Origin of the sequence: Zhongshania sp. (assembly GCF_041584495.1) — a bacterium.
Lineage (GTDB): Bacteria > Pseudomonadota > Gammaproteobacteria > Pseudomonadales > Spongiibacteraceae > Spongiibacter.
In genome coordinates this window covers 1-12,543 of sequence record NZ_JBFHDY010000030.1, presented here as the reverse complement: position 1 = coordinate 12,543, position 12,543 = coordinate 1, and the positions used below count along the sequence as shown (strand labels likewise).

The 12,543-nt window shown below is 52.9% G+C and carries 11 protein-coding genes; 1 reads left to right on the top strand and 10 read right to left on the bottom strand.

Going from position 1 to position 12,543, the window contains the following annotated elements; all coding sequences use genetic code 11:
- Window positions 1–60: 60 nt before the first annotated feature.
- The 6 genes from lnt to miaB form a co-directional block, all read right to left on the bottom strand.
- Window positions 61–1,587, bottom strand: coding sequence for an apolipoprotein N-acyltransferase (lnt, locus tag ABYP33_RS07415; protein ID WP_373089998.1), 1,527 nt, complete (start codon window positions 1,585–1,587; stop codon window positions 61–63).
- A gap of 86 nt (window positions 1,588–1,673) precedes the next feature.
- Window positions 1,674–3,296, bottom strand: coding sequence for an FMN-binding glutamate synthase family protein (locus tag ABYP33_RS07410; RefSeq protein WP_373089995.1), 1,623 nt, complete (start codon window positions 3,294–3,296; stop codon window positions 1,674–1,676).
- A 116-nt stretch (window positions 3,297–3,412) separates the two neighbouring features.
- A complete protein-coding gene (locus ABYP33_RS07405; protein WP_373089993.1) occupies window positions 3,413–4,270 on the bottom strand; it encodes an HlyC/CorC family transporter in 858 nt (285 codons plus the stop codon).
- A complete protein-coding gene (gene ybeY / locus ABYP33_RS07400; RefSeq protein WP_373089991.1) occupies window positions 4,263–4,754 on the bottom strand; it encodes an rRNA maturation RNase YbeY in 492 nt (163 codons plus the stop codon). Before ybeY ends, ABYP33_RS07405 begins: the two co-directional genes overlap by 8 nt.
- Window positions 4,751–5,734, bottom strand: a complete 984-nt coding sequence (locus ABYP33_RS07395; protein ID WP_373089989.1) for a PhoH family protein — start codon at window positions 5,732–5,734, stop codon at window positions 4,751–4,753. Before ABYP33_RS07395 ends, ybeY begins: the two co-directional genes overlap by 4 nt.
- A gap of 87 nt (window positions 5,735–5,821) precedes the next feature.
- Window positions 5,822–7,216: a tRNA (N6-isopentenyl adenosine(37)-C2)-methylthiotransferase MiaB gene (gene miaB / locus ABYP33_RS07390; protein WP_373089987.1), complete on the bottom strand. Its 1,395-nt coding sequence runs from the start codon at window positions 7,214–7,216 to the stop codon at window positions 5,822–5,824.
- A 180-nt stretch (window positions 7,217–7,396) separates the two neighbouring features.
- Here miaB and ABYP33_RS07385 point away from each other — a divergent pair, with 180 nt between their 5' ends.
- The gene (locus ABYP33_RS07385) at window positions 7,397–7,744 is read left to right on the top strand and encodes a DUF1820 family protein (RefSeq protein ID WP_373089984.1); all 348 of its coding nucleotides are present in this window, start codon (window positions 7,397–7,399) and stop codon (window positions 7,742–7,744) included.
- Window positions 7,745–7,808: 64 nt separating this feature from the next.
- Here the strand turns inward: ABYP33_RS07385 and ABYP33_RS07380 are convergent, their stop codons facing one another.
- The 4 genes from ABYP33_RS07380 to cmoA all read right to left on the bottom strand — a co-directional run.
- Window positions 7,809–9,086: an aminotransferase class I/II-fold pyridoxal phosphate-dependent enzyme gene (locus ABYP33_RS07380; protein ID WP_373089982.1), complete on the bottom strand. Its 1,278-nt coding sequence runs from the start codon at window positions 9,084–9,086 to the stop codon at window positions 7,809–7,811.
- A gap of 162 nt (window positions 9,087–9,248) precedes the next feature.
- A complete protein-coding gene (locus ABYP33_RS07375; protein WP_373089980.1) occupies window positions 9,249–10,718 on the bottom strand; it encodes a DUF1631 family protein in 1,470 nt (489 codons plus the stop codon).
- 134 nt (window positions 10,719–10,852) lie between these two features.
- Window positions 10,853–11,824 carry a tRNA 5-methoxyuridine(34)/uridine 5-oxyacetic acid(34) synthase CmoB gene (gene cmoB, locus ABYP33_RS07370; protein WP_373089978.1) on the bottom strand — a complete coding sequence of 324 codons (972 nt, stop codon included), beginning with the start codon at window positions 11,822–11,824 and terminating at the stop codon, window positions 10,853–10,855.
- The coding region (gene cmoA, locus ABYP33_RS07365; protein ID WP_373089976.1) for a carboxy-S-adenosyl-L-methionine synthase CmoA at window positions 11,821–12,543 on the bottom strand (723 nt) is incomplete at its 5' end. The genes cmoB and cmoA, both read right to left, overlap by 4 nt.

Genomic DNA, 12,543 nt, shown 5'->3' with positions numbered 1-12,543 from the left:
TGGCAATGTCAAGTCTCTATGCAGCGGTCAGTTGAAGTTTAGGGCGCTTATTCTAGCAGCTTAGCTGGGGCGGGGCGATTGCTTGCCGCTGATCCGCGTGCAGAGAATAAGGGCAAAGCACAATAAAATAATGGGGGTGGAGCCGTAGCGGGTGAAGGGCGTGGTGCCTTCGCGGGCGTGGACTTCACCGCGCAGGGCGGTTTCCGTAAATGACGGCACGCGGCGTTGAATATTGCCATGGTGATCCACGAGCGCGGTGATGCCGGTGCTCGTCACCCTTATCAATTCTCGACCATTCTCCAGGGCGCGCATTTGCGCCATTTGCATGTGCTGATCTGGGCCGATGGAGTGGCCAAACCAGGCATCGTTGCTGATGGTAAACAACACATCGCTACCGCGAGAACTTTTCGCAATAAGATCTGGATAGGCGATCTCATAGCAAATTGACGGCGCCAATTGCCAGCCTTTAACACTGAGGTGAGCTTGCTCGGAACCACCTCGGCTAAAACTGGATAGTGGCAGGTCGAATATTTTGAGCAGCCCCTGAATATAGCCGCTTAGTGGCACGAACTCGCCAAAGGGCACAAGGCGCTGCTTGTGATAAATGCCTTCCCCGCCGCTAATGACCATGGCCGAGTTGTACATGTTTTCATCGAAGCGGGTGGGCACGCCGGTGATTAAAGCGCTGTCATTGGCCGCGGCGCGTTCGGCGATATAGTCGAAAAAGGACTGGGCATTGTGATAGAGCGCGGGAATCGCGGCTTCTGGCCAAATCACTAGATCGGCGTCGGCCCACAGTTTCTCGGAGGCTTGGTCGTACAGTTCAAGGGTGGCCCAGTATTGGGTGTAGGCCCATTTCTTTTCCTGGGCAATATTGGACTGCACCGCGCCAATGCGCAGCGGTGTAGTGCTTTTGGCTTGGGTCCACTCGGTTTGTTTTAAGAAGTAACCTTGGCTAAACAGCAGCAGGCAGCCGAATAGCGGTGCGGCGCTGTGTAGCTTTCGTGATATTGGCGCGATAATAAACTGGCTCAGTGCAGCGCCGCTCAGGGCAACCCAAAAACTGAGGCCGTATACCCCGACCACGGGTGACCAGCCAGCGAGCGCAGTGTGCAGGTGGCCGTAACCCAAGTACAGCCAAGGAAAACCCGTGAAAATCCAGCCCCGCAGCCATTCGCACAACACCCAGATGGCGGCAAAACCAAGGACGCGGCCACCCCGGCCATTGCGAATCCAGCGACTGTAGCTGTAGCACGTTAGCGCCGGAACGAGACCGAGAAAAATGCAAAACACCGCCGTCATGGGTAAAGCGAGATAGGCGGGTGTAGCGCCAAAGTCGTGAATGGCGATATAAACCCAAGACACGCCAGATAAAAAACTGGCGCTGCCGAACACCCAGCCCAGTAAAAAGCTGTGTTTTGGGGTGGTGTTATCGATCCCCGCGGCGAGTGCAGTCATTGCCAATACGCCGAGCCACCACAAGTCGAAGGGCGCGAGTGACAGCGGGAGACTGCCACCCGCGAGGGCGAGAAGCAGAAATTGGCTAAATTTTATTGAGGGTGGGGCTTGCTGTGGCAGGGTGTTCACAGAGTGCGGATCCAAGCAGAAGGCCAAATTTAGCGAGGGGCTAGTGTAACGGTGTGCTGGCGTTGGCGCTAGCGCACCGCGATGAATCAGGCCTGACGAATGTCTGTATCATTCGCGGAGTGCAGGGCGGGAATGCTTGCAGCGCCGTTATCGGCGCCGTGGTGTTTGTCTGCTGAGCTGGCAATCAGGTATTCAGGTTTGGGGGTGCGCTCTGGATAGCGGTTGGTTAGCGGCTCGGGGCTGCCGCTATTGTCAATTAAATACACGTGTTTGCGTTGCAGGCCGCGGGCTTCTTTGACACCGCAGGAATGTGCAATAACGCCGACCTCGTGCATCAAGTTGAGCGCGTAATTTTTGACGCGAGTGGCTTTGTTCTCTGGAACGAGGCCGCGCTGCAGTTCTGGGTCGTGGGTGGTGATGCCCGTGGGGCAGGTGTTTTTATTGCATTGCAGCGCTTGAATACAACCCAGTGCGAACATAAAGCCACGGGCGCTGGTGATAAAGTCGGCGCCGACGCAGAGCGCCCACGCCGCTTCAGCGGGATTAATCATTTTGCCCGAGGCGATGACTTTAATGCGTTTGCGTAAATTATATTCGCAGAGTGTATCGACGGCCAGCGGCAGGCTGCGCCGAATAGGAAGGCCCACATAGTCCATCAAACTTTGCGGGGCCGCGCCAGTGCCGCCGTCGGCGCTGTCTATGGTGATAAAGTCGGGTGCGTATTTTTGGCCGCGTAGGTGTATGGCTTCGCACATTTCGTCTAGCCATTCGGAAAACCCCACAACGGCTTTGAAGCCGACGGGTTTGCCGGTGATATCGCGAATGCGCACAATCATGTCTAAGAGATCGTCAATGCTGTGAATATCAGTGTGGCCGTTGGGACTGATTGAGTCTTTGCCAATTTCGATACCGCGAATATTGGCGACTTCGGCGGTAACTTTGCCACCGGGTAGAATGCCGCCCTTGCCGGGCTTAGCACCTTGACTGAGTTTGATTTCAATCATGCGGACTTGGGGGTGGCTGGCGATATCGCGGAGCTTGTCATCGCTGAGGTGGCCATCTGCGTCGCGCACCCCGTATTTGGCGGTGCCAATTTGGAATACGATGTCACAGCCCGCTTCGAGGTGGTAGGGCGACAAACCACCTTCACCGGTGTTTAACCATATGCCCGCTTCTTTGGCGCCAGCGCTGAGGGCGCGAATAGCGGGCTTGGAAATGGCGCCAAAGCTCATGCCGGAAATATGGAAAATGGCGGAGCTGGTGTAGGGGTGCTTGGCGAAGCCTTCGCCAATGGTGACGGCGTGGGTGGGCACAGCGTCTTGGCTGAGTGTTGGGAAAAAACAGTTCATGAACAGCACTTCGTTGTTCTGATTGAGCGGGCGGGTTGAGCCAAAGGCGACCGTGGTGTCGATGTTTTTGGCCGCGCGGTAAACCCAGGAGCGCTGGGAGCGATTAAAGGGCAGTTCTTCTCTGTCCATGGCAAAGAAATACTGGCGGAAAAACTCGCCTAAATGTTCAAAAATATAGCGAAAGCGTCCAATTATGGGGTAGTTGCGACGGATGGCGTGTTGGGTTTGGGTAATGTCGGCAATATAGAGGTAGGTGAGGTAGGCGATGCCGACGGCTAAAGCTAAGAGGAATGCTAATGCCCCATAGCTGATCATGGCGTTGGCGATATTGTTTAGCTTGTCGAGGGTGGTTGCAAACATAGCTTCCTCTTGGTGCGCAGTAAAATGCCAATGTATTTAAGGCATTGTAGACTGAAACCAAGAGTAAAGTTCACCGAGAAACTGAATGTGTCTCGGTGGCGCAACGAATAGGCGTTTTAACCGTCAATTTTTGCCAGTGACCGCATGCGTAGCAAATGAATTTGACGATTGTCGGCGTTGACCACTTTGAACTCAAAATCATCTAGGCGGGCAACTTCATTGCGGCTTGGCAAATAGCCAAAGGACTTTAATAATAAGCCGCCAATAGTATCGAATTCCTCGTCGCTGAGCTTGGCGTTGAAGTAGTCATTAAAATCGTCGATGGGGGTCAGTGCCTGCACAACAAAGTCGTTGTCAGTGATTTTGCGAATGGGCAGGTCGTCGTCTTCGTCGTATTCGTCTTCAATATCACCCACGATTTGTTCGAGAATATCTTCAATGGTAATGAGGCCCGCCGCGCCGCCGTATTCGTCAATGACAACGGCCATGTGGTGGCGTTTTTCCCTGAAGTCGCGGAGTAGCACGTTCAAGCGTTTACTCTCGGGCACCAAGGTGGCTGGCCGGAGAATGTCGCGAATATCGATATCTTCGCTGTTGGGGGTTTTCCACAGTAGAGGTAGTAAATCTTTGGAAAGCAGTATGCCCACAACATTGTCGAGGGTGTCACCAATGACCGGATAGCGCGAGTGGCCGGTATCCACAATGATGGGCAGTAGTTCGCTGAGCGGCTGGTCTGCCTTGAGAACCACCATCTGCGGGCGCGGAATCATGATTTCTCGGGCCTGCATATCACTGATATGCATGGCGCCCTCAACAATGCTGATGGCATCGTCATCAATGACTTCGTTCTGTTTGGCGACAGCAAGCAGTTCAAACAGATCTTCCCGAGTTTTGGGTTCAGATGAAAAAGCATGGGCTATTTTCTCGATCCAAGACTTGTCACTTGGATCGTTGCTAGATCGATCTTCACTCATGGTTTTGGGTGCTGTCCTCACATATGGGGGTATAGGGATTGCTAATATTTAGCGTTTTTAGAAGCGCAATCTCAAGCGCTTCCATAATTTCCGCCTCGTCATCGTCAATATGATCGTAGCCGAGGAGATGGAGTGTACCGTGAATTACCATGTGCGCCCAGTGGTCGTGGCAGGCTTTACCCTGCTCTTGGGCTTCGCGCTCAACCACTTGCTTGCAAATAGCGAGATCGCCCAGTAGGGGAAGCTCCAATTCTGGGGGTAAATCGGCGGGAAAAGACAGCACATTGGTGGGGCCGTGCTTTTGTCTATATTGCAGATTCAGCTCGGCGCTTTCAGCGATATCAACGAGGCGAATACTGAGCTCGGCCTCATCGCGGCGCGCAGCTAAGGCTATTTGCGCCCAGCGTTCAAATTGCGCTTGGCTTGGTAGCTTGCTAGATTCGCAGGCAATTTGCAGGTCGAGATCAAGATTGACTTGGCTCATTGCGTAGCGCCAGTGCTCGCTTCGAAAGCGGCGTAGGCTTCGACTATACGCTGTACCAGAGGGTGGCGAACGACGTCTTTGGCGGCAAAGTGGGTTATGCTGATGCCGTCGATGTCGCCGAGCACTTTCATAACATGAACAAGGCCGGATGGCGTGCCTCGTGGCAAATCGATCTGGGTGGCGTCGCCGGTAATGACGGCGGTGGACCCAAAGCCGATACGGGTCAGGAACATTTTCATTTGTTCCCGCGTGGTGTTTTGGGCCTCGTCCAAAATAATATAGGAGTCGTTCAAAGTGCGGCCGCGCATAAAGGCCAGCGGCGCAATTTCAATAATATTGCGCTCAATGAGCTTGGTGACGGTTTCCATGCCCAGCATTTCATAAAGTGCATCGTAAAGTGGACGCAGATAGGGGTCGATTTTTTGGGCGAGGTCGCCGGGCAAAAAGCCTAATTTCTCACCAGCCTCTACCGCCGGGCGAACCAGCAAAATACGCTGTACATCATTGGATATGAGCGCTTCAACTGCGCAGGCAACGGCTAAGTAGGTTTTGCCGGTACCGGCGGGGCCAATGCCAAAATTGATGTCGCAGTTTTGAATGGATTTAACATAGCGCTGCTGGTTTTCGCCGCGAGGTTTAACGCTGCCTTTTTTGGTTTGAATAACCACCGGCACATGATTGGCAAGCGGGCGGCTTATTTGCTCAAGGCTCGATTTCTGCAAATTAATGTGTACGCTTTCAGCGTTCAAGACAAGTCCATTTTGGGAATCACTGTACAAGTGCTTAATGAGCTGTACAGCATCATCGACAGACTCGCTGGGGCCATTAATTTGGAAGGTATTGCCCCGCGCGGCAATGCGCACGAGCAGACGCTGTTCAATCATTTTGAGATTGGCGTCGTGCTGGCCGCAGAGATCCGCTAATAAGCGTGGGTCGTAGGGTTCAAGGGTAAGAACGCGTTGTATATCTTGTGCTGTCAATGATTCACCGAGTGCCGCTATTGCGGCGTAAATTGGGAAATTTAGATCATAGGCCGGTTTGCATGAGAATCAAACCGGCATTAACAACTAGCGCATTTTACCGCGCAGGGAGTTGGAATAAGCCTGCAATATGTCCACTTCAACAAATTGGCCAATGACACTCTGATCTGCGCAAGGGAAATTGACCACTCTATTATTTTCAGTGCGGCCCTGCAATTCACCGGGGTCTTTACGAGAAACCCCTGTTACGAGAATGCGCTGTCTAGTGCCGGCCATTTGGCGACTGATTTGCGCGGCGTTCTGCAAAATGTGGTGCTGGAGAATATCGAGGCGCTCTTTTTTTACTGCTTCGGGGGTTTCGTCCGGCAGCTGGGCGGCAGGGGTGCCGGGGCGAGCGCTATAAATAAAACTGAAAGAGTGGTCAAAGCCAATATCTTTAATTAGCTGCATAGTCTGCTGGAAGTCCTCATCGGTTTCGCCGGGAAAACCGATAATGAAGTCAGACGACAAGCTGAGGTTCGGGCGTATGGCTTTGAGCTTGGCAATTTTGGCGCGGTATTCGTCGGCGGTGTGGCCACGTTTCATGGCCGCTAGTATGCGGTCACTGCCATGTTGCACGGGCAGGTGCAGGTGGTCGACTAACTCGGGCACCGTGGCATAAGCCTGAATCAAGGCCTCGCTAAACTCCACTGGGTGGGAGGTGGTATAGCGAATGCGATCGATGCCAGGTATTTGGGCAACAAAGTGGATGAGCTCGGCAAAATCGACGATATCGTCTTCGTGGTTAATACCGCGGTAGGCATTGACGTTTTGGCCCAATAAATTGACCTCGCGCACGCCCTTGGCGGCCAGCTGAGCCACTTCGGCAATAACGTCATCAAAGGGGCGGCTGACTTCTTCGCCACGGGTATAGGGCACCACGCAGAAGGTGCAGTACTTGGAGCAGCCTTCCATAATGGAGACGAAGGCACTGGGGCCATTGACGCTGGGCTCAGGTAGATTGTCGAATTTTTCAATTTCCGGAAAGGTGACGTCGACAATAATGGGGCCTTTGGGCCTTTTGCTGTCGAGCATAGCGGGCACCCGATGGAGGGTTTGCGGGCCAAAAATAAGGTCGACATAGGGGGCGCGGCGGCCAATATCGCTGCCTTCTTGGCTGGCCACACAACCGCCAACACCAATGATGAGGTCGGGGTTTTTGGCCTTAAGTTTGCGCCAGCGGCCTAGCTGGTGAAAGACTTTCTCTTGCGCTTTTTCGCGAATTGAGCAGGTGTTCAGCAGTAGCACATCAGCTTCATTGGGGTCATCGGTGGGGGTCATGCCGTGGCTGACCCCAAGCAAATCCTGAATACGGGATGAATCGTATTCATTCATCTGGCAGCCCTGGGTTTTGATAAACACTTTTTTGGGCTTGGCTGTGGCCGTGCTGGCAATAAGCTCGGGCGCTGCTGGTGTGAGAGACGATTCGCTGGTTTCAGGCATAGGATTAGTTGACGATTTAGGGCCTTAAAGGCCGCAAAAAAAATTGGGGAGGCATTATAGCCAAATTGTGGTCTAAAACCCAGAAGTGCAGTGGATTTGACAAATTTATGCTATCATCCGCGGCCCGGTTTTCCGGTGCGATCTCTCGCTAATACAGTGTTGCTAAACGACGGAAAGACTATGCCCCAAGCTCCTATTTATAAAGTTATTTTTAATAATAACAACAAGGTCTATGAACTTTACGCGCGCGCGATTTATCAAAGCGATATGTACGGTTTTATTGAGATCGAGGAGATTGTTTTTGGCGAGCAGAGCCAGATTGTGGTCAATCCCGGCGAGGAAAAACTCAAAAATGAGTTTTACGGCGTAACGCGCAGTTATATTCCAATGCATGCGATTGTGCGGATTGACGAAGTAGAGAAGGAAGGCGCGGGTAAAATTGTCGATGTGGAAGGTGGTAGCAGTAATGTGCGGCATTTCCCCAGTGCGCCGGGTCGGCCGATTAATCGGACACCGGATTCTGAGTAGGTAATCAATACATGTAAAAAGGGGGCAGCGATTAATCGCTGCCCCCTTTTATTATGCGGTCTACTTAGCTTAAGCGCTGACGCACCGAGGCTAATTTTACGCAGTTCACAAATACCGCCATGGCGCGGTCAATCTCGTCTAAGCTGGGTACACTGGGTGCAATGCGGATGTTTTTGTTGTCCGGATCCTTGCCGTAGGGGAAGGTCGCACCGGCTGGTGTTAATTTCACGCCAGCGTCAGCCGCCAATTGAACGACTTCCTTCGCCAGGCCGGGTAAGGTATCAAAGGAGACGAAATAACCGCCCTGCGGCTCGTTCCAGCTCGCCATGCCAGTGCCCGCCAAACCTTCGCGCAAATGCTTGAGTACAATATCAAAGCGGGGCTTGAGCACGGCGGCGTGGGCGCGCATATGCGCGGCGAGACCCTCACTGTCTTTCAAAAAGCGAACGTGGCGCAATTGATTGATTTTGTCTGGGCCAATTTGACTCATACCGAGGTGTTGGCTAAATGCCTTGAGGTTGCCCTTAGACATACCGGCAAACGAGACACCAGCACCCGCATAGGTGATTTTAGAGGTTGAGCCAAATAGGTAAACACTGTCCTCAGTGTCGTGGACGCGACAGCGGTCCATGATATTGGCCAGCTCTGGCGCGTCATCGCTGAGACTGTGGACGGCGTAGGCATTGTCCCAGAAAACGCGGAAGTTGCTGCCCGCGAGCTTACCGAGCTGGGCGAGGCGGTCAACGATCTGATCTGAATACACGGTGCCCGTTGGGTTGCTAAACCGCGGCACACACCAAATGCCCTTAATGCTAGGGTCGGCTTTCACTAGTTGCTCAACCGCGTCCATATCTGGGCCGTCGTCGTTTAGCGCAACGGGGATGAGTTCGATGCCGAGGTGCTCGCACACGCTAAAGTGGCGGTCGTAGCCAGGCACGGGGGCGAGGAATTTCGTGGTCTTGCCTTCGCTGGCCCAGCTCGCGCCCAGGGCGCCAAAGCCTTGGTTTTGCGCGAAGAGTACCGCGAAGTACATCAGCGTTAAGCTGCTATTGCCGCCAATTAAAATCTCGTCGTTGGCGACGCCCAATACCTCGGCAAAGAGGCGCTTACACTCTGGAATGCCGTCGAGCCCGCCGTAGTTCCGTAAATCGGTGTTGCTCTCATTGCTGAGGTCGTCGCCCAATATGAGGTTCATGGCGTCAGATAAGTCGAGTTGCTCTGCGCTGGGTTTGCCCCGGGTAAGGTCGAGATTGAGGCCGGAGGCTTTAAACTGCTGATACTCCTGCGCTAGGGTGGTTTCCCATTCGCGTAGCTGCGTTGTAGAAGCTTGGTCGAGTTGCAAAGTCATCACCTTAAATACGTGATCGCGCTTGGGCGCGATTTAACGAGTATGGAGTCGGGTGGAGCTCGCTCATGAAGAGCAAACTTGCGGGGCAAAATTATACCTATTTTTTACTGCTGCCGTCACCCGGATATAAATAAATGCCGGAGACTAACGTCGGGCTTAAGGGCGATTGAGGCTGGCGCTGCGCCCAGAGGCAACCATGCGCAGTTGGTGTAGCTCTTCGATCAGGGCTTGGCTAGCGGGGTAGCTGTAATTGATATACGCCAAGCCTTCGCTGAGCTCAGTTTCAATATCTTTGCCCATCGCTTTGGCGCGACGCAGTTCAGACCAGTCGGCATGAGGTTTGATATACCAAAGTATATCGTCAATCAACTTCATGCTGCGACGCAGTGGCGTGCTGTTACTGCCGTGGCGTAACCAGTGGTATAAGACAATAGTGGTCATTGGCCCATAGAGCATATTGTCAACATTGGTGGGGAGCTTGAGTTCTGCAGTTTTTTCGTCGAGCATCTCATGCACTTTGCGGCGCAGCCTCGTTAGGCGTTTTTGGCCAACATCTGTGCTGAGGTTGCGTTTGTCGTTGAGTTTGATGCTTTGCAATAAGTGTTGGCAGCACTCGTCAACTTGTTTGCGAATCTGGGTGAAGTCGCTAGCCTGAATGTTGCTCTTTGCAAGCTTGCGGCTAATTGTTTTAAGCGCCCCCTCAAAATGTAGACGTTGGCTGCTGTCTGCATCATCCCAATGACTAAGGGCATTTACAATTTGTCGGCAAACTTGCCGGGCCGGGTGCAGCGAGTGCAAAAAGCTTTGGCGATCTTGCAGGGCAATACTGCTGACTTGATTTTGCAGCGTATTCAGCCCTGCGAGGATGCTTGGCGATAGTCGGCGGCGGTTGCTCAGTTGGTGGAAGATACTGGCGGCGGCCTCAATAAGTTCGTTGTCAGTGACCTCGTTAGGCTTGGTCACACTGCTGGCTTCGCGGTAGTTGTGCAATGTTAACAGGCGCTGCAAACGCAATTCTGTTAATGCCCGCTGCTGGGTGGTTAGGTTTTTTTCACTTAATTGGCGTTTGCTGTGGGCAATCCAGTCGGCAAGATTGTGGGTGTTGATTGGTTTGGGCAGCGTCGCCGTCAAGTTGTCATAAAGCTTGTCCAGCTGATTTATAAATAGGCCCTGAAACATGGTGAGGGCGTGATGGCGGTGCTGGGTGTCCAAGCGTAGTGGGGCCATTAAGTGCTGAAAACCAGCCAGCAAGGTGATTGGCGCGACAGCGCGGCAAAAATATTGCAATTCAGGTTTTTCATTCGCAAAGCCGTCGTCGGGCAGTTTCTCTAATTGCTGGGCGAGGCGATCAAGCTCTGGGTAATTACCGGTTTCGTAGTCGCGCTTGATGGTGAAGGCGTGATTGATGTGATCGGCAAATAGGCGAAAGGCTTCGTCTTGTCCGGCCCTAACGGCACGCTGTTGGTCGAGCAATTCATTTTGTTCGCTGCCAGAATTGGCGGTGAGGGCGCGGCGATGGAAATTATCTTGTAGGCGCTCAAAATAACGGTACAGCTGCTCGCCAAACCACTGTCTAGACTGTGATTTGAGGCGGTCAACGAGTAATCCGGTATCGCTATGAGGCATGCATTGTCCAAGGCGCTACGTAATAGTGCGTATATCGATTTAATAAAGGTATCATATAAATGACATACGAGGACTAAGTTTGCGTGTTATTTGTTCAGGTTTTGACCAGTGTCACGCTTTGCTAGCGCCCAGTTTTAGGGCGCTTCGGCGACAAATGTTGCTCTTTTGGGGGCGGGGTAGCCCTCAATCGTTTTACTTGGGTCCTTGGGGTCCAAAAACTCAGATAATGAGTGGAACTGCATCCACTCTGTGCTGCGCTGTTCGTTAATGCTGGTTTGGTTGACCTCGATCAGGCGGGGGTTTTTAAAGCCCACTTTCTTTAGCCATGACGCTAAGCTAGCGGTGCTAGGAATAAACCAGACATTGCCCATTTTACTGTAACGCCCTTCGGGGACTAAGACCTCACCTAAACCGCCATCGATAATCAGTGTTTCAAGAACCAGCTGGCCACCACTGCGCAGGGTGTCGCGCAATGCCAATAGATGGTCGAACGGTGAGCGGCGGTGGTAGAGAATACCCATTGAAAAGGTGGTGTCGAAGGCCTGGAGTTTCGCTGGTAGGTGTTCAATGCCCATGGGGAGAACGGCAACGGCCGGGTCGCTCAGGTATTTTTGCAAGGCAAAATACTGGGTAACGAATAGCGGTGTTGGGTCTATGCCCACCACAAGCTCAGCTCCTGCGCCACGCATCCGCCAGCAGTGGTAGCCACTGCCGCAGCCAATGTCGAGCACCGTGCGACCGGTCAAGGGTGCAATGGCATCTTTTAATCGATCCCACTTCCAGTCTGATCGCCACTCGGTATCTATGTGCACGCCAAAGAGTTCAAAGGGACCTTTACGCCAAGGGTGCAGTCCCTTTAGGGCTTGTTCCAGAGTGCTGCGCTCGAGGTCGCTAATATCGCCGGTGGCGCCAACCCGCGATGAATCTAGGCAGATACCGCTTGGCGTGAGGCATGGCAGGGCGGCAAGGGCTTCCTTCCAGCGTGGTAGATCGCCATAGCGCGACTCATTTAGTCCATTGCTAATCTGCTCCGGCAATAGAGAGGCCCATTCCGCGAGCTTCGGATTTTGGTTAAGTCGGGAGAGAAATGCGTGGTAATCCATCATTTAATGGCAACCAGCGAGGCGAAATTAAAGCACTGGAACCACACGTCGATACTGCTAAAACCAGCCGTTCGCAGGCGTTGCTGGTGTTCTGCAAGGGTTTCCGGAATTAAGACTTCCTCTATCGCGTTGCGTTTTTGTGCAATTTCCAGCTCGCTATAGCCGTTGGCGCGCTTAAATGCGTGATGCAAATCGGTGTTTAAGTCTTGTAAGTGAGCGTCGGCAAATCGAATCTTTTCAGACAGTATCAGAATGCCGCCGGGGCGCATGGCTTCGCTGATTCTGTTAATTAGCGCTGCGCGCTCGGCAGCGGGAACAAACTGCAAAGTGAAATTTAAAACGACCACCGAGGCGTTGTTGATCTCGGTTTTTTGAATATTTTCGCAGCGCAGGGTAATTGGCGTGACGCTATCAGCAATATAATTGCGACAGCGTTCAATCATTGCCGCTGAGTTGTCTACCCCAATAATTTTGCAGTCATGTTTATTAATTTCCCGGGCCATCGACAGGGTGCTGGCACCCAGTGAGCTGCCGAGATCATAGATGTTGCTGCCGGCCTGCGCATAGCGGCCCGCGATAACCCCGGTCATCGCGATAATCGTTGAATAGCCAGGTACCGAGCGTTGAATCATGTCGGGGAACACTTCGACGACGTGTTCGTCAAAGGCGAAGCGGCCAAGATTAACGTGGGGTGTGGCGTAGAGGGTGTCTGGTTTGGTCAT